We start from the raw sequence: 17,445 nt of genomic DNA on the forward strand, positions 1-17,445 counted from the left end.
CCCGCATCAGCCCAGAGCAACATCCGGCCACGCATGACGGCCGCGCAATGCCAGCCACTTTCCCAAAGCAATTATGAAATGTGCTGCATCGCGCTCAATCGCAGCAGCATCATGTCGGCTGACGAACTGGCGCAATGCCCACCACTGACCACGTCGCTGATCGCGGCCGTATTGGCCGGTAGCGAGAATGACGGCGATGACGGCGGCACCGGAAGCGACGGTGATGGCGGTGGTGATGGCGACGGCGACGGCGACGGCGACGGTGATGGCGACGGCGACGGTGATGGCGACGGCGACGGTGATGGCGACGGCGACGGCGACGGTGATGGTGATGGCGACGGCGGCGGTGGCGGCGGTGGCGGCGGTGGCGGCGGTGGCGGCGGCGGCGGCGGTGGCGGCGGCGGCGGTGGCGGCGGTGGCGGCGGCGGCGGCGGTGGCGGCGGCGGCGGCGGCGGTGGCGGCGGCGGCGGCGGCGGCGGTGGCGGCGGTGGCGGCGGCGGCAGCGAAGATGGCGATACTGGTGGCGGCGGTGCCGGTGGAGCCGGTGGCGGCTCGGGCGGCGGTGCCGGTGGAGCCGGTGGCGGCTCGGGCGGCGGTGCCGGTGGAGCCGGTGGCGGCTCGGGTGGCGGTGCCGGTGGCTGAGCCTGACCGAACCTGATCGGGCAACATGCTGGAGATCCCGGGCGGCGGCAGCCGCCCGGTTTATTGTTGGATGCAGCGGATATAGCCCCGGCTGGGGCCGTTTATTTGGATACCGCCCAATAGCGGTCGTCGGCAAAGGTCGTGCCCATCATCAGGCCCTTGACCCGCGCGCTGACGCCGACCTTGCGCACTTCCTGGAACATCATGATGAAGGGGGAGGTGTCCGTATGCACCTTCTGGATCGCCTCATACATGGCCTTGCGCTTGGCCGTGTCCTGCTCGCGCACCGCAGCCATGGCATCGGGCGAAAGCCGGCCGGCGTTCCAGCCGAAGCGGTCGGCCAGGCTGTCGGAGCCGTCGGGAGCATCCTGTTTGTTGACGGCGAAGGCCTTGGCGTTGGAGTGCGGGTCGGGATAGTCCGGCCCCCATAGCCCAAGCCAGATGTCGAGGTCGTGGTTGCGGTAGCGCTCGAGCCATTCGCGGCCGCCGATCACCTGCAGATTGAGATGGACGCCCGCCTGCGCCATGGTGGCCTGGATTGCCTTGGCGAAATCGGTGAAGGGTTGGGTGTCCCACACCACCATGTCGAGCGAGAACTCGCCGCTGACCCCGCCTTCGGCCAGCACCGCCTTCGCCTTTTCGACGTTGAAGCTGAACGGCGTATAGGCGATGGCGCCGAGGAAGCCGTTGGGCACCAGCGTCTGGTGCACTTCCATGGTGCCGCGTGAAATGGTGTCGACGATGCCCTGGTAGTCGACGAGGTACTTCATCGCCTCGACCACCTTGGGATTGGCGAGATACTGGTTCCTGACGTTCAGGCCCATGTAATAGATGTTGCCCGAGCGACCATGGACGATGGACAGCTTCGGGTTGTTGGTGAGCGTGTCGAAATCGTTGGGCCCGAGCCGGTTTGCGATGTCGATCTCGTCGGTTTCGAGCAGCCAGCGCTGGGCCGAGCTTTCGGCGACATGGCGGATGAGCACATGCTCGACCTTGGCCGGCTCGCCCCAATAATTGTCATTGCGGGTCAGCAGGATCGACTCCCTCGGTTGCCATTTGCTGAGCGCAAACGGCCCCGATCCTGCGGAGTTCTGTGCCTTCAGCCAGCCATTGCCATAGTCGCCGTTTACTTCCTGCGCCTTGACGATCTTGCTGTCGACGATTGCGCCCATGTAGGACGACAGGCAGTAGAACAGGAAACTCGGCGAATAGGTTTCGGCAAGGGTGATGACCAGGGTCTGGTCGTCCAGCGCCCTGATGCGGTCGTCGACATTGTCAGGCGAAAAGCCGAACTGGCCGATGATGAAGGCCGAGCGCGACTTGAGGTGAATGACCCGCCTCAGTGAGAATTCGGCGTCCCACGCCGTCACCGGATTGCCCGAGGCAAAGCGCGCCTTCGGGTTCATCTTGAAGGTAAAGGTCTTGCCGTCGGGCGAAATCGCCCAGCTTTCGGCGAGCAGGCCCCTGATGCGGGTCGGGTCGTCGACGTCGAAGGTGAGCAGCGACTGGTAGATCTGACTGCTGGTCAGCACGCCGCCGACCTCGCCGACCTCGCCCGGGTCAAGGGTCACGACGTCGTCGATGGCATCGGCGACAACAAGCGTATCGTCAGGCGTATGGGCGAACGCAACCGAAACGGCGAGCGCCATCCCCAACATCGCCGCAACCATCGCCTTGAACAAACGCATGCCTCTTGTCCCCTCATGAGCCGTTGCTGCGGCCCAAATCATCGGCTCGGCGGCGTCGATCAGAAAGTCGTCGTAATAGGCCGATTTGTGAAGGGGTTATATTCTTTTGCTCGCATATGAACATGCGGCATGATGCATGGAATTGTTTCCCAATTTTATCCAAGTTTCGCGTATTCTGTTTCGAAATCCCCGCCGCTTTGGGTCTCGGATGGCGTGTTCATGCCGCGATTCCGGATTACTGTTGCTCTCAATGTCTGTTTTTGGAATCGTTTTCTCCTGGAGTTGTCCTATGCGCTTTTCTCTGTTGGCTGCAGTCGTTACTGCCGGGTTGGCTTTTGCCACCGGCGCGCAGGCCGAACGCCTGACCGACAAGCCGCTTGTCGACGCCGCCTGGCTCAAGTCCAACCTCGGCAACAAGAGCCTCATCGTGATCGACGTGCGCGATGCCGCCAAGGATGGCGCCAACCCCTACGCCAAGGGCCACGTGCCCGGTGCCGTCAGCGCTCCCTATTCGACGGTCGGCTGGCGGGCCGAGGTGAATGGCGTTCCCGGGATGCTGCCGCCGCTCGAGACCATCACCAAAACCATCGGCGACCTTGGCGTCAGCAATGACAGCCATGTCGTCATCGTACCGAATGGCACCGACTCCTCGGAATTCGGCGGCGCCACCCGCGTCTACTGGACCTTCAAGGTGCTCGGCCATGACGCCGTGTCGATCCTCGACGGCGGCGCCCGCGCCTGGGAAGCCGCCGGCGGCGAACTGGCAACCGATGTCACCAAGCCCGCGGCGGTCGCCTTCACGGGCGAGCTGAAGAAGGAGCTTCTGGCCACGACCGCCGATGTCGAAAAGGCACGCGCCGAAGGCATCAAACTGATCGACGGTCGCCCGGCCGTGCAGTTCAAGGGCGAGGCGAAGAGCCCTGTCGTCCGTGTTGCCGGCACCATTCCCGGCTCGAAGAATCTCGAAAACAGCAAGCTCTATGACGCGGAAAAGGCGTCCTTTGCGTCGAAGGAAGCGGTTGGAAGCCTGTCGCAGTCCGTTGGCCTGGCCAAGGACGAGCAGAACATCGCCTTCTGCAACACCGGCCACTGGGCGTCGGTGGTGTGGTTCGGCCTGAGCGAGGTCGAGGGCAACAAGAACACCAAGATGTATGATGGCTCGATGGCCGAATGGGCCGCCGATCCGGCACGCCCCGTGCAGCCCGGCAACTGATCGCCAGAGGGCAGGGCCGACATGACGATGTCCGGGAGCGATCCTGGACATCTTCGTTTGCAGCGGCCACGCCTACACTTCCAGAATGTCCCGGACTGATCTGAAATGACTGAGATAAATGCCACCGCGCCGGCACCTGTCGCTGGCGTCAACCTCGACAAGGGACCTGTCGTCTTTGTCGGGCTTGCCTTGATCCTCGGCGGGCTCGCCATCGGCCAGGTGATCGACACGCGCCAGGCGGTGCTGTTTGTGATCGGCGGCCTGCTTGGGCTGACGCTCTACCACGCCTCCTTCGGCTTCACTGGCGGCTGGCGCCGCTTCGTCGTCGAGAAGCGTGGCAATGCCATCCGCGCCCAGATGCTGATGATCGCCGCGGCAGCGGTCGTCTTCATTCCGCTTTTGTCGCTCGGCAGCTTCAACGGCCAGGCGCTCGTCGGCGCCTTCGCGCCGGTCGGCGTGTCGGTGCTGGTGGGTGCCGCGATGTTCGGTCTCGGCATGCAACTCGGCGGCGGCTGCGGCTCGGGCACTTTGTTCACCGTCGGCGGCGGCAGTTCGCGCATGCTGGTGACGCTGATCTTCTTCATCGTCGGCGCTGTCATCGGCACGGCGCATCTGCCGTGGTGGCTGGCGCTGCCGTCGCTGCCCGAGATCAGTCTCGGCAAAACACTTGGCGTGACGGGCGGAGTGATCGTTACACTTGTCGGCCTGGCGGCCGTCGCCGGCCTCACCGTGCTGGTCGAGCGTCGTGCCCATGGCGCCATCGAGACGGCAAAACCCGCGCCACGCCAGGGCTTGGGCCGCTTGCTGCACGGTCCGTGGCCGCTGATCGGGGCAGGGCTTCTGCTCGCCGGGCTCAACGTCGCGACGCTGGTCACTGCCGGCCATCCGTGGTCGGTGACCTTCGGCTTTGGCCTGTGGGGCGCCAAGGTGGCGCAGGCGGTCGGCGTGCCGGTCGAGACCTGGGCGTTCTGGACCTGGCCCGGGCCGGCCAAGGCGCTGGGCTCCAGCGTGCTCGCCGACATCACCTCGGTGATGAATTTCGGCATCATCCTGGGAGCCGCGCTGGCCGCAGGCTTCGCCGGCAAGTTCGCGCCCAAGGTGCATGTGCCTTTCGCCTCGTTCCTGGCGGCGGCCATCGGCGGCGTGCTGATGGGCTATGGCGCGCGGCTGTCCTTTGGCTGCAATGTCGGTGCGCTGTTTTCCGGCATCGCCTCGGGCAGTGTGCATGGCTGGCTGTGGTTCGCCTCGGCCTTTGTCGGCAGCCTCGGCGGTGTCGCTCTACGTCCGCTCTTCGGTCTCGATGGGTTCAAGAAATGAGCGCGCGCAACACTCTGCTGTTCGGCACGGCCTTCCTCGCCGCCACCTCGGCCGTCGCCGTCGACCATTACCGCTTTGCCGTGCCGAAGGCTGCACCCGCTGCCGCCGCGCCGGCAACGCCCTGCGCCGCCGGTAACCCGTGCGCTGCAAGCTCGCCTTGTGCCGCAGCTTCGCCTTGCTCGGCGGCACCCGCTCCGGCGGCCGTCGCCCCTTGCGGCGCTGCCTCGCCCTGCGCGGCAGCTCCCGCATCTCCATGCGCTGCCGCTCCCGCAGCCTCGCCTTGCGCGGCCCAGCCGCAATAGGCCAAGCTGCGGCCCGGAGGCCAAGGATGGACGAGGTGAGAGTGGAGGCGGCGCGACAGGCGCTGTTTTGCGAGCAGGTGCTGGCGAAATCCAGCAGCAACGTGCTGCTCGAGACGCTGCGCGAGGCCAAGTCGGTGGCCGCCTGGGAGCATTTTCCCCAAGGCGACGTGTTCGACGCTGAGACGGGTGCGCAGTGGTATTACCACAGCCACCCGCCACAGGAGGGGCAGGCCGAACACGGTCATTTCCATTGCTTCGTCAGGCCGGAAGGCGCCAACGGGCCGATCCACCACGTGGTGGCGGTCGGCGTCGACGCCTATGGCCGGCTGCTGCGTCTGTTCACCGTCAATCAATGGGTCGTCGGCGACAACTGGTTGGAAGCCGAGGCGACGATCGCGCTCTTGCCGCGCTTCGACCTGCATTTTGCCCGGCCGTCCTACCTGGTCAATCGCTGGCTGAGTGCCGTGCTGGCGCTCTATGGCGAGGAGATCAGGGCGCTGATCCGCGAGCGCGACCGCGTACTGGCCGCGCATCATCAGGCGAATGGCGCTCCAGCGCGCGACGACCGCGCGCTGGAGGTGACGTCCGAACTCGGCGTTGACCTTCGCCAGATGGCCGCCGGCCTGGGCGTCTGAACGCATTGGAACTGCGCGTCGTGCTTTCCTGAAATCGGTCCCGATTTCGGGGCCGGTGCGCTATCGCCTGAGGATGATCCTGATGGCCTGGTCGAACACGGTGTGCATGCTGCTGGCATAGAAGGACAGGCGGTTGCCCGAGCCGGCATTGCAGGCCATGGCCACCGTCAGGCCGGACCTGGGCTCGTGCTGCATGACGGCGACGTAGCCCGGAATGCTGCCTTGGTGGCCGAAGAACGGGCGGTCAGCGTAGCTGCTCTGGAACAAGCCGGCACCTGTCTCGCGCATCCGGGTTCCGGGAAAGCTGACTTCTGCGCGGTTCTCGCTCATTTCGCGGAACAGCGGTGCCGGCAGGAGGCTGCCGTCAAACAGCCCGCGCATGAAGACCACCATGTCACTCGGCGTCGACACCATGTCGCCGCAGCCATAGGCGCCGGAAAAGGGAAAGCTGTCCGAGGAGTCCTGCAAATCGTCGGAATAGGGCAGCACGCCGTCCATGCGCCACATCTCGCCGCCGTCGGCCAGCGTCGCGCTGGCACCTGTCACAGGCTTCGGACGATGATAGTAGCCGCGCACGATGCGCCCGGACGGAAAACTTTCGGTCGCCGGCGACCATGTGTCCTCGAGGCCGAGCGGTCCGAGGACCTTTTCGCGGAGATAGGCGCCGAGCGACAGGCCGGATGCCGCTTCGATCAGCATGCCGGCCAACACATAGCCGGTGTTGTTGTAGACCGCCGGGCCGCTGGGTGCGGTCTGCCCGCCGACGTTGAAGGCGAGCTCGACCAGTTGGGCCGGCGTCCAGGTCCGACTCGGGTCCATCGGGATGTCGTATTCGAACTCCGGCAAGCCGCCGCGATGGTTGATCAACTGGCGCACCGACACCTCGCCCGATCGCGGCAGGTCGGGGAACCAGGCTGAAATCGGCGCGCCGAGATCGACCTTGCCGTCCTCGGCGAGCTTCATCAGCGCCGCCGCGACGAAGGTCTTGGTGCAACTGCCGATCTTGAACAGCTGGTCCGGTGTGACGGGCAGGTTGAGCTGCTTGTCCGATACGCCCGCGGTGACGGCAACGACCTCGCCGTCGCCACGCGCGAAGGCGAGGGAGGCGCCTACCGCGCCCTCGGCGCGGTAGGTTTCGAGCAGACGGTTCAGGTCTTCGCGCATGACTGTCTGCTTTCTCCGTTGCTTGCCTTACTCGGCGACGTCGACGGCGGCGAAATTCTGCCGGCCGAACGGATCCATCACATAGTTGAGCACGCTCTTGCGCACCGGGATCGAGACCACCGAATGGGCGATCGGCGCTTCAGGCACCTCTGCCTTCAGGATCGCCTGAGCGGCGCGGTAGATCTCGGCGCGCTTCTCCGGATCTGATGTGACGCGGCCGGCAGCGAGCAGCTTGTCGAACTCGGGATTGCACCAGCGCGAACGGTTCGAGCCACCCTTCACACCGTCGCAGGCAAAAGAGAAGGACAGCATGTTGTCGGGATCACCGTTGTCGCTCGAACCGCCGAGCAGATAGGCGTCGTGCTCGCCCTTGCCGGTCCGGGTCAGGTATTCGCCCCACTCGAAGGTGACGACCTCCGACTTGACGCCGACAGCCGCCCAGTCGGCCTGGATCATTTCGGCCATGCGGCGGGCATTGGGGTTATAGGGGCGCGACACCGGCATGGCCCAAAGCTTGATGTTGGTGCCGGCGTCGAGGCCTGCTTCCTGCAGCAGCTTCTTGGCGCCTTCCGGATCGTAGTCGATCGCGGCGTCGGTGACCGCACCCAGTTGCATCGGCGGCACCATGCTGCCGGCCAGGCTGCCGGCGCCCTGATAGACCGCTTCGACGATGGCCTGGCGGTTGATCGCCTTGGCAAGCGCTGTGCGCACGCGCACGTCGCCGAGCGGCTTGTGCTCGGTGTTGAAGCCGACAGAGCCGATGTTCTGGCCCGGCTGGCTGAGGATATCGATCTCGGGATTGTCCTTGATCTCGGCAAGTGCTGCGGCCGGCGGCGGGGCGGCGACTTGGCACTCATTGGCCTTGATGCGGGTGACGCGGACCACAGGCTCCGGCGTGATGGCGAAAATCAGCGTGTCGATCTTGGGCGCGCCGTTCCAGTAGTCCTTGTTGGCGACGTAACGGATCTGGGCGTCCTGCTGGTAGGCCTGCAGGATGAATGGGCCGGTGCCAACCGGGCGCTGGTCGATGATTTCGGGCGTACCGGCGGCGACCATCTTTTCGGTCTGCTCGAGCGACAGGATCGAGAGGTAGTCGAGCGCGACCCCGGCGAGGAAGGTGACGTTGGCTTCGGTCAGGGTGAAGCGCACCGTGTAGTCGTCGACTTTCTCGATGCTCTTGATCATCGAGCCCATGCCGAGGCCGAAGAAGTACTCGTAAGATGCGTTCGACAGCTTGTGATAGGGGTTCGCGGTGTCGCGCTGGCGTTCGAAGGTGTAGAGCACGTCGTCGGCGTTGAACTCGCGCGATGGCGTGAAGGTGTCGTTGGAATGGAACTTCACGCCCTTGCGGAGATGGAAGGTGTAGACCTTGCCGTCTTCGGAGACGTCCCATTTCTCTGCCAGGGCAGGTCCGACTTCGGTGGTGCCCGGCTTGAATTCGACGAGGCGGTTGAAGATCGTCTTGGCGGCCGCATCCATGGTGGAGTCCGCCACCGTCAGCATCGGGTTGAAGGTCTCGGGGCTGGCCTCCGAGCAATAGACAAGTGTCTTGGCGTAGGCCTGGCCGCCGAACATCATGGTCGAGGCGACAAGCGCCGAACGCAGAAACATGCCAGAAGAAGTCATTGTTATCGCTCCCTTTATGGTTGGTTGTGGCGCGCAGCGGTTCTCCTCCCACAGCGCCGAGATGCTTGCTGCCTGAGGTCTACGTGCCCACGGCGCTGATGCCGTTCGCCTGCACGAAACGGTCCGGCGCGAGCGCGCCATAGGTTACGCCGAGTTCGACGAGATCATCAGGCAACGGCTCGCCGCGCATCAGTGCCGATCCCAAACGGGCCAGTGTCAACGACACCTGGAAGCCGTAGCCGCCTTGGCCGCCGAGCCAGAAGAAGCCGGGCAGGCGCGGGTCGAAGCCGACGACCGGCGTGCGGTCTGGCGCAAAGGTTCGCAAGCCGGCCCAGGGCGTCGACGGCCGGCCGACATCGAGGCCGGTCGCTTCCTCGATGTTGTAGGCGGCGGTGGCGACGTCGATGTCCTCGGGATAGGCGTCGCAGGGTTCTGTGTCGGCCTCGTCGGCGAGTGAGCCGATCAGGCGGCTTGCATCAGGCTTGAAATAGAAGCGCTCGTGCAGGTCGACGACGAGCGGCCATTTGCGCACATCGACGCCGGCGGGCGGGTCGAACAGGAAGGCGGTGCGCCGCTTGGGCATGAAGCCGAGGCCGGACAGGCCGGCACGGCCGGCGATGACGTCGACCCAGGCGCCTGCCGCGTTGACGACGATGTCGCCGTCGTGGATGCCCGACGCCGTGACGACGCGGAAGCCTTCCGGCGTGCGCTTGATTTCGAGCACATCAGCGCCGGTAACGATCTTGCCGCCCGATACCTTCAGTGCCGAGGCCTGGGCCTGGACCATCTTGCCGGTGTCGATGTCGACGGCACCCGGTTCGTAGACGGCACCGCAGGTCCGCTCCGGCGCGATCAGCGGCACCAGCTCGCTAACGTCCCGAGGCGACAGCCGCCGCACTGATGGCACCAGTGCCTGGTACTCTGCAGCGAGCTTGTCGATGGCATCGTCGTCGTCGGGGCCGCCGAAATGCAGGGCGCCACGGACATGCTCGATGAAGCCGCCATCGATGATGGCCTGCCGGCTTGCCACCGACAGGGCGCGGACCAGCGTGTTGCCGTAGGTTTCGGTGAACAGGGCAGCGGAGCGCCCGCTGGCGTGGTAGCCGAGCTGGGATTCGCGTTCGATCACCGTCACCTCGGCCCATTGCTGGACTGCGGCTGCGAGCGAAAGGCCGGCAATGCCGCCGCCAATGACGATAACTCTGGGGGGGTGGGACGTAGAATGCATGGCCATTCGTAAAATCATTTTCTGATCTGGTCAATAATTAGCGGATAGGAAAAATATGGGTGAATCTTGCGACAAGGAAGGAGTTGGACTAGCTAACATAGTCAGGTGATGGAGATGCCAATGTCCGAACAGCCGAATCTCGGCGACTGCCTGCGCAACCTGAGACGGCAACATGGCTGGACGCTTCAGGACGTCAGCCACCTCACCGGCGTCGCGGTGTCGACGTTGTCAAAAGTCGAGAACGACCAGATGTCGCTGACCTACGACAAGCTGCTGCAGATATGCGGCGGGCTCGGCATCCATGTCACCGAACTGTTGAGTGGCGATTCAAAGCAGCCCGCGGCGCGTACGCGCCGGTCGGTGACGTCGAAGAGCACGACGCTGCGCCAGCTGACGCGCAACTACGACTATTATTATCTCGCCACCGATCTGGTGCGAAAGCGGATGGTGCCGATTCTGGCCGATGCACGGGCGCGCACACTCGAGCAGTTCGGTCCGCTGACCAGCCATGCCGGCGAGGAGTTCCTGATCGTGCTGAAAGGCGAGATCGAGGTCCACACCGAGCAATATGCGCCGGTGCGGCTCAAGGCTGGCGAAAGCGTCTATATCGACAGCACCATGGGCCACGCCTACCTCTCGGTCGGCGAGGGCGATGCGGAAATGCTGTGCGTCTGCTCCGGCGACGAGCCCGATATGGAGCAGACCCTGATCGGCCTCAATGAGGAAGAGAAGGTCGGCGCCTAGGGCGTCTTGCTGGAAGTTGCAAAACGCGCCAGTTCCTGGAGTGGCTTAGGCGACGCGGCGGCCTTCGCGCCAGACGGTGCGCACGACCGGCACATGCTCGTCGACCCGCACTCGCACCAGATCGCCACGGCGCCCGGCTTCGACGACGCCGCGGTCGGTCAGGCCGACGGCGTCTGCCGGGTTCTTCGACACCATCGCCATCGCTTGCGGCAACGAGATGCCGTCGACGACTTCACCGAGGAAGAAGGCCGACTGGATCAGGCTGAAGGGGATGTAGTCCGACGACAGGATGTCGAGCAGGCCATGTTCGGCAAGGGCGCGGGCCGAGACGTTGCCGGAATGCGAGGCTCCCCGCATGACGTTGGGTGCGCCCATCAGCACGCCGAGGCCGGCCCCCTTCGAGGCGTTGGCGGCTTCGAGCGTGGTCGGAAATTCGGCGACGCGGATGCCCTGCGCGATCGCCTCATCGACATGGGCCGATGTGGCGTCGTCATGGCTCGCCAGCACGATGCCGCGCGCGTGGCAGGCAGCTGAGATCGCCTGCCGGTTCGGCGCCGAATTGCGGGCGGAATCGCCCATGCGCTTGTCGCAGAATGTCTGGAACTCGACGTCGTTCAGCTTGAGCTTGCGCTGGTAGTAGTAAGCGTAGGTTTCGAGGTTGACGAACTGGCGCTGGCCGGGCGCGTGGTCCATCAGCGAGGCCAGCTTGACGCGGTCGTCGCCGTCGAAGACGGCAAAGCTGTCCTGGCAGTCGCCGGCGGAGACTTCGCAGCGCAGGTGGATGAAGTGATCGGCGCGGACGCGGTCGGCGCGCACGCTGTCTTCGATCGCATCGGCAAGCAGGCGCATGTCGGCGGCCGTCATGTCGGCATCCTCGTCCATGCCGACGCGCAGCGCGTCGAAGACGGTGGTGATGCCGGCCGACGCCACCTGTGCGTCATGGGCGAGCACGGCGGCAATCGGGTTCCAGCGCACGCGCGGTCGCGGCGCGTAGTGGCCTTCGAGGTGGTCGGTGTGAAGCTCGACGAGGCCGGGAATGACGTAGTCGCCGGCCATGTCCTCGCCGATGGCGCTCGGGCCGGTCGAAATCTCTGTTATCCTGCCGTCACGGACGACGATCGAGCCGTCGATCACCTCGTCGGCCAGGACGATGCGGGCATTCTTCAGGACAAGGTCGGTCATCTCAGGCGGTCTTTCTTTCAGCTTGCTTGCCCAGTGCGCGATAGGTCCGCACTTCGAACGGCGCACCCGGAGACGGCTCGACGAACACGGCCAGGCCATCCACCGGCACCGGCTTGTCGAGTGTGTCGCCCAGGCATTCCTCGATTGCGACGCGCACGCGCGCGGCTTCTTCGGCCGCGATGCGGCCGGTCAGGGTCATGTGGAAACGGAAGGTGTCGAAAACGTAAGGGTAGCCCCACTGGCTGAGGTTGCGGCATTCCCTCGGCGACAGCGCATCGGGGTTGCGGCGGGCAATCTCGGCGTCGCTCAACGGTGCGCGGAATGGTTCGAACGCCATCACCACATCGCCGGCGAAGCGGTCGAGCTCAGGCAGCGGCTCCGCCGGCACGAGGGCGAAGAAGCCGTCGATCTGGGCGAGTTTCAGGCGTGGTATGTCGAACGGCACGGTGGCATTTGCAAAGGCGTCGACCGCATCGATGAGGCCAACCTCGGTCATGCCGTCGGCGAGGCGGAACGGTGCCTTGAGCGTGGCATGGAAGCCGTAGCGCCGGGCTGCCGCCGTATGGAACGCAACCTCCGCGGCCGACAGCGCGCCAAACGCCTTTGCTGCCGTGACTGCGCCGCCAAACGCATCGCGCCCGAGCCAGCCGGCCGCGATGCGGCACAGCGGATCATCGTGCTCAGGCGTGAAATAGATGGCATAGCGCATGGAAAGGTTCCTGGAAGGCCGTGCGATAGATGATTTGCGTGACAGTTTGACGAAGTAGTGGCCGACTTTGCTGCCTTTGCAAGGGCCGGCCACATTTGTTCAGTGACTGGCCTTGTTGCCGATCAGGCGTTGGCGCAATGCAGTCGAGATGTTGTCGAAGATGAACACCACGACAAGGATCAGCAGCACCATATAGGCGACGTTTTCCCAGTCGGAATTGGTGCGCATCGCTTCCCACAGCTTGAGGCCGATGCCGCCGGCGCCAACGGCGCCGATGATGGTGGCCGAACGGGTGTTCGATTCCCAGAAATAGAGCGACTGGCTGATCAGCACCGGCAGTACCTGGGGCACGACGCCGTAGCGCTGGACTGAAACAGGCGAAGCGCCGACCGAACGCATGCCTTCGCGCTGCTTGTCGTCGATGTTTTCCAGCGCCTCGGAGTAGAGCTTGCCGAAGGTGCCGGTGTCGGTGAAGAAGATCGCCGAGATGCCGGCGATCGGGCCGGGGCCGAAGGCGCGGGTGAAGAACAGTGCCCAGATCAGCATGTCAACCGAACGCAGGAAGTCGAAGAAACGCTTGGCGACCTGGTTGACCAGGCGGTTCTGGGTGATGTTGCGGGCTGCCAGGAAGGCCAGCGGGAAGGCGAGCAGGCTGGCGAACAGCGTGCCGACGAAGGCCATGACGATGGTCTGCAGCATCTTGATCCAGACATCGCCATGCTGCCATTCGGAGTTGTTGACAATATTGTTCCAGGCAAGTGCTGCGTTCGAAGTCTTCGGGTCGATACGTTCGCCTGACAAGACCAGCGACACGATCTCACCGGTCGACTTGCCCCAATAGGGCGAATGGCCGTCGAAGAAGAAGTTTTCCCAGCCGAAGAAGCGATGACGGACGTTGACGTCGTCGGCGTCGATCTGAGCACTGCCGGCAAATCCGAAATCGACGGTGATCTTTTCGCCCGGCTTTTTCTGGGTCGCCCAGGACGGAAGTTCGCCTGTAACAGTGATGCTCTTTGCCGGTACGATGGCGATATCAAGCGTCTCGCCGCCGTTTGTCACGACGACACTGGTCGGGGTGACCTCGATGCGGTCGCTGCCGTCGATCTCGACGGTCACGCGGCTGGCCGACGCCTTGTTGGCCGAAGCGGTCGAAGCAGTTGCCGATGGCTGCTCGAAGCTCAGCCACTGCGGATGCCGGTCGGCGCGGTAGGCCGAAAACCGGGGGTAGCTGATGTCGAGGCGGTCGTCCTTGAAGTCGATCTGCGGCCGCACCTCGTAGGAAACCCAGTCGGCGAGGTAGGTGCCGGCGATGCCCCAGTTGCCGCCGGCAAGCACGGCACCGACGGCGAAGAACCACCAGGCGAAGGCGAGATAGGCGACAAGGCCCAGACCAACAGCCCAGCCGGTCAGGGCCTTGCGCCAGGAGCCGGCGAAAACGTCGGGATGGCGCTCGGAGATCGCCTGCATGTCGGTCAGGGAAAGGGTGGTCATGATCTTAGTCCCCACGGCCGAAGGCGAAGGCCTGTTCGCCAACCAGTCTCTTGCGCAGCCAGGCCGAGAACTGGTCGACCGCTACGATGGTGCAGAACAGGAGGATGATGATGGCGATGGTCTTGGCTTCGTGGTTGCGGCTGATCGACAAGCGTAGTGCTTCGCCGATGCCGCCGCCGCCGACAGCGCCGATGATGGTCGAGGCGCGGACATTGATCTCGAGGCGCAGCAGGCCGTAGCTCAGGAAATTGGGCATCACTTGCGGCACGATGCCGAACCAGACACGCTCGGGCCAGTTGCCGCCGACGGCGCGCAGGCCTTCGTCGGCCTTCATGTCGGCATTCTCGACCACCTCGAAGAACATCTTTCCGAGCGCGCCTATAGTGTGCAGCGACACCGCGATGATCGCCGGTATCGCGCCCATCGACAGGATGGCGAGGAAGAAGCCGGCGATGACGATCTCGGGGAAGGCGCGCAGGATTTCGAGGAAGCGGCGGACGAAAAAGCGCAGCCAGCGCTGGGTGACGAGGTTGGAAGCCGCCAGGAAGCAGAGCAGGAAGCCGACGGCGAAACCGATCAGCGTCGAGACCAGCGCGATGTTGATCGTCTCCAGCATCTTGTAGACGTATTCGGGCATGTAGACCGAGCCGAACAGATACATCCGGCCTTCGGGGTAATCGAATTTCAGGCTGCCGTCGGCATAGGGCGAAGGCAGGTCGAACATGGCGCGCCAGACCTCGAGGCCGTCGCGCGGGATCAGCTGGTCTACGAAATCGAAGAAATGCGGCAGCCGGTCGAAGAACTTGCCGGCGTTGCTGTCATTGGCGAACCAGAGCGATCCGGACAGCGCGATGAAGAGGAAGAACAGGCCACCCGCCGTATAGAGGCGGCGGCGACTGGCGAGTTCGCGCCAGTGCTGCTCGACCGCGAGGCCGGCTTCCGAGAGGGGCATTGTCATTGGGGTTCCGTCCGATCCCGGATAAAAAGGGACGCGCCGCGATTGCTGCGCGGCGCGTCCGAGTTGCCTTCGGGGCTTAGCTGCCGATCTGCGCCTTACGGGCGTCGATCACAGGCTGGTAGAATTCCGGGGTGACTTCGGTGAAGCCCTTGAAGTCGCCGCCCTGGATGGCAGCGAAGCAGGCCGGATCTGTCTCCGGCAGCTTGACCATGTAGTCCTTGAACTTGCTCTTGATGTCTGCGTCGAGCGATGTGCGCACGACGATCGGGCCGTTCGGGATAAGCGGCGACTTCCAGACTTCGACCAAGTCGTCCATGTCGAGGATGCCCTTGTCGACCATCTTCTTCAGGTTGCCCGAGGTGTAGCCATCCTTGAACTCGCCGACGCCCGAACCAAAGGTCGTGCCGGCGTCGAAGGTGCCCTTGAGCACTTCGAGGACGAGGTTCTCATGGCCGCCGCCGAAGCCGGTCTCGGCGACGAAGTCCTTGACGGCGACGCCGCCGAGGTCCTTCGGCAACGAGGTGACCGGGATCAGGTAGCCCGAGGTCGAGTCAGGATCGGCGAAGCCGAGCTTCTTGCCCTTGAGGTCTTCGAGCTTGGTGATGCCCGAGTCCTTCTTGGCGACCATGATCGAGTAGTAGCCGGTGGCGCCGTCGGTCTGGACGGTGGTCAGGATCGGCTCGACCGCGTCCTTGTTCTGCAGGTAGATCTTGGCGTAACCCGAAGCGCCGAGTTCGGCGTAGTCGAGCGTGCCGCCGAGCAGTCCCTGGATGGTGCCGTCATAGTCGGCGGCCGGGAACAGCGACACCTTCTCGACGCCGATGGCCTTGGGCAGCTGGTCGACGAGGCACTGGAAGTTGCGCAGGCGGTCGGCTTCGTTTTCGCCGCCGATCAGGCCGATGCGGAATTCCTTGAGGTCGGCGGCATTGGCCGAACCGATCGCCAGCACGGCGAGCGAAGCGGCACCCAGAAGTGCTTTCTTGAACATCACAGTTCTCCAGTTTGGCCCAGCACCTTGCCGGGTCATTGCAGTTGATGATTACCGGCCTTTGACGTGGGCGAGACGAACGCGAGCAGCCTCAGGCCGGGGCGTAGGCCGGTTCGAGAGGTGCGGCGGATACGGGAACCCTGACCTTGACCGGGCGGATGCTGGTCGAGGTGATGGCTTCGGAAATTTCAGTGCCGTCGGCGTCGGCACCGTAGACGAGGCGCACGGCCTCGATGGTGAGGTCTTCGGGCGCGCCGTCGAACACGACAGCGCCGCCCTGCATGCCGATGATGCGGTTGCAGTAGGTGCGTGCGGTGTCGAGCGTGTGCAGATTGGTGATGACGGTGATGCCGTCGCGCAGGTTGATGTCGCGCAGCGCGTCCATCACGACCTTGGCGTTGAGCGGGTCCAGCGAGGCGATCGGCTCGTCGGCGAGGATCAGCTTGGGCTCCTGCATCAGGGCACGTGCAATGGCGACGCGCTGCTGCTGGCCACCGGACAGGGTTCCAGCCGGCTGGAGGGCGGTGCGGGCGATGTCGAGGCGCTCAAGCGCGGCGATCGCCCGGATGCGCTCCTCACGCGAGAAGATCGAAAGCAGGTTGAGCGCGGTCGAACGGTGGTTGAGGCGACCGAGCAGGACGTTGGTCAGCACGTCGAGACGCGGGACCAGGTTGAACTGCTGGAAGATCATGGCGCAGTCGCGCTGCCAGCGGCGCAACTGGGTGCCACGCAGCGACGACACTTCGGTGCCGTCGAAGACGATCGAGCCCTGGCTCGGATCGATCAGGCGGTTGATCGTCTTGAGCAGGGTCGACTTGCCGGCACCGGAGCGGCCGATGATGCCGACCATCTGGCCCGGCTGGATCTGGAGGTTGACGCTATTGACGGCGACATTCTTGCCGAAGCGGCGCGTCACGTTGCGGATTTCGAGCATCTTGGCTTCCCTGTCCCGGCGGGCTTTTTCGCCCTTGTCTGCGATGGGCCTAGACCCGGGACGTGAAGCTGCAATGTCGGGACCGTGTCAGTTTTGTTACGATGCACAGGCCGGTCAGCGAAAAACGCGGCTTTTGCAGCCAAAAACCGCTGTTTTGGGAATCCCACAGCTCATTGGGCGCAGCGCCAGATGCGGTAGCGGCCGTTTTCTGAGGCGATTGCCAGGCCTGTGGATGGGGGCTAAGTCTCGCTCGCAATTCAAATGCGAGGGGGAGAAGGTATGGCCAAAGGTAGCTGCCACTGCGGCAATGTCTCGTTCGAGGTCGAGGGCGAGCCGGAAAGTGCAATCGAATGCAACTGCTCGCATTGCAGTCGCAAGGGCTACCTGCTGTGGTTCGTGCCGCGCGACAAGCTGACCGTGACGCCGCCGCCGGAGCGTCTTGCCACCTACAAGTTCAACAAACACGTCGTCGACCACATGTTCTGTGTGAACTGCGGCTGTGCGCCGTTCGGCATGGGTGTCAGCCCGAGCGGAGAGAAGACCGCGGCGATCAATGTACGCTGCATCGAAGAGATCGATCTGACGATACTCAAGCGCATCCCGTTCGACGGTCGCAGCCGCTGA

The 17,445-nt window shown here is 64.4% G+C and carries 17 protein-coding genes; 5 read left to right on the forward strand and 12 right to left on the reverse strand.

The window, feature by feature from the left end; all coding sequences use genetic code 11:
- Window positions 1-6: 6 nt before the first annotated feature.
- Window positions 7-669, reverse strand: a complete 663-nt coding sequence (locus IG197_RS21720) for a hypothetical protein (protein ID WP_192314947.1) — start codon at window positions 667-669, stop codon at window positions 7-9.
- 74 nt (window positions 670-743) lie between these two features.
- The gene (locus IG197_RS21725) at window positions 744-2,330 is read right to left on the reverse strand and encodes an ABC transporter substrate-binding protein (RefSeq protein WP_192314949.1); all 1,587 of its coding nucleotides are present in this window, start codon (window positions 2,328-2,330) and stop codon (window positions 744-746) included.
- 289 nt (window positions 2,331-2,619) lie between these two features.
- On the opposite strand from IG197_RS21725, the gene IG197_RS21730 reads away from it, so the two are divergent.
- Window positions 2,620-3,543 carry a sulfurtransferase gene (locus IG197_RS21730; protein ID WP_192314951.1) on the forward strand — a complete coding sequence of 308 codons (924 nt, stop codon included), beginning with the start codon at window positions 2,620-2,622 and terminating at the stop codon, window positions 3,541-3,543.
- A gap of 105 nt (window positions 3,544-3,648) precedes the next feature.
- Window positions 3,649-4,860: a YeeE/YedE family protein gene (locus IG197_RS21735; RefSeq protein ID WP_192314953.1), complete on the forward strand. Its 1,212-nt coding sequence runs from the start codon at window positions 3,649-3,651 to the stop codon at window positions 4,858-4,860.
- A gap of 67 nt (window positions 4,861-4,927) precedes the next feature.
- On the opposite strand, the gene IG197_RS21740 is transcribed toward IG197_RS21735, so the two are convergent.
- Window positions 4,928-5,167, reverse strand: coding sequence for a hypothetical protein (locus tag IG197_RS21740; RefSeq protein WP_192314955.1), 240 nt, complete (start codon window positions 5,165-5,167; stop codon window positions 4,928-4,930).
- A gap of 21 nt (window positions 5,168-5,188) precedes the next feature.
- Here IG197_RS21740 and IG197_RS21745 point away from each other — a divergent pair, with 21 nt between their 5' ends.
- A complete protein-coding gene (locus IG197_RS21745) occupies window positions 5,189-5,797 on the forward strand; it encodes a hypothetical protein (RefSeq protein ID WP_067966218.1) in 609 nt (202 codons plus the stop codon).
- A 60-nt stretch (window positions 5,798-5,857) separates the two neighbouring features.
- Here the strand turns inward: IG197_RS21745 and IG197_RS21750 are convergent, their stop codons facing one another.
- The 3 genes from IG197_RS21750 to IG197_RS21760 form a co-directional block, all read right to left on the reverse strand.
- Window positions 5,858-6,961 carry a serine hydrolase gene (locus tag IG197_RS21750; RefSeq protein ID WP_192314957.1) on the reverse strand — a complete coding sequence of 368 codons (1,104 nt, stop codon included), beginning with the start codon at window positions 6,959-6,961 and terminating at the stop codon, window positions 5,858-5,860.
- 27 nt (window positions 6,962-6,988) lie between these two features.
- Entirely contained in the window at window positions 6,989-8,587 is a 1,599-nt protein-coding gene (locus tag IG197_RS21755; protein ID WP_067958742.1) for an ABC transporter substrate-binding protein, read from the reverse strand.
- A 79-nt stretch (window positions 8,588-8,666) separates the two neighbouring features.
- Window positions 8,667-9,815: an FAD-binding oxidoreductase gene (locus IG197_RS21760; protein WP_192314958.1), complete on the reverse strand. Its 1,149-nt coding sequence runs from the start codon at window positions 9,813-9,815 to the stop codon at window positions 8,667-8,669.
- A 120-nt stretch (window positions 9,816-9,935) separates the two neighbouring features.
- Between IG197_RS21760 and IG197_RS21765 the strand changes: the two genes are divergently transcribed.
- Window positions 9,936-10,559 (forward strand): helix-turn-helix domain-containing protein, encoded by a 624-nt coding sequence (locus IG197_RS21765; protein WP_067966221.1) that lies wholly within the window; start codon window positions 9,936-9,938, stop codon window positions 10,557-10,559.
- A 45-nt stretch (window positions 10,560-10,604) separates the two neighbouring features.
- Here IG197_RS21765 and IG197_RS21770 read toward each other — a convergent pair whose 3' ends face one another.
- From IG197_RS21770 to phnC, 6 genes are all read right to left on the reverse strand, one after another.
- A complete protein-coding gene (locus tag IG197_RS21770) occupies window positions 10,605-11,741 on the reverse strand; it encodes an alpha-D-ribose 1-methylphosphonate 5-triphosphate diphosphatase (protein WP_192314960.1) in 1,137 nt (378 codons plus the stop codon).
- A gap of 1 nt (window position 11,742) precedes the next feature.
- The gene (locus tag IG197_RS21775) at window positions 11,743-12,450 is read right to left on the reverse strand and encodes a DUF1045 domain-containing protein (RefSeq protein WP_067958747.1); all 708 of its coding nucleotides are present in this window, start codon (window positions 12,448-12,450) and stop codon (window positions 11,743-11,745) included.
- Between the two features lie 99 nt (window positions 12,451-12,549).
- Complete coding sequence (gene phnE, locus IG197_RS21780; RefSeq protein WP_067958756.1) at window positions 12,550-13,941, reverse strand: phosphonate ABC transporter, permease protein PhnE; 1,392 nt, start codon at window positions 13,939-13,941, stop codon at window positions 12,550-12,552.
- A gap of 4 nt (window positions 13,942-13,945) precedes the next feature.
- A complete protein-coding gene (phnE, locus tag IG197_RS21785) occupies window positions 13,946-14,899 on the reverse strand; it encodes a phosphonate ABC transporter, permease protein PhnE (RefSeq protein ID WP_246765214.1) in 954 nt (317 codons plus the stop codon).
- Window positions 14,900-14,975: 76 nt separating this feature from the next.
- Window positions 14,976-15,887, reverse strand: a complete 912-nt coding sequence (gene phnD / locus IG197_RS21790; RefSeq protein WP_067966223.1) for a phosphonate ABC transporter substrate-binding protein — start codon at window positions 15,885-15,887, stop codon at window positions 14,976-14,978.
- Between the two features lie 91 nt (window positions 15,888-15,978).
- Window positions 15,979-16,821: a phosphonate ABC transporter ATP-binding protein gene (gene phnC, locus IG197_RS21795; protein WP_192314962.1), complete on the reverse strand. Its 843-nt coding sequence runs from the start codon at window positions 16,819-16,821 to the stop codon at window positions 15,979-15,981.
- 279 nt (window positions 16,822-17,100) lie between these two features.
- Here phnC and IG197_RS21800 point away from each other — a divergent pair, with 279 nt between their 5' ends.
- A complete protein-coding gene (locus tag IG197_RS21800; RefSeq protein ID WP_192314964.1) occupies window positions 17,101-17,445 on the forward strand; it encodes a GFA family protein in 345 nt (114 codons plus the stop codon).

Source organism: Aminobacter sp. SR38 (assembly GCF_014843375.1).
Lineage (GTDB): Bacteria > Pseudomonadota > Alphaproteobacteria > Rhizobiales > Rhizobiaceae > Aminobacter > Aminobacter ciceronei.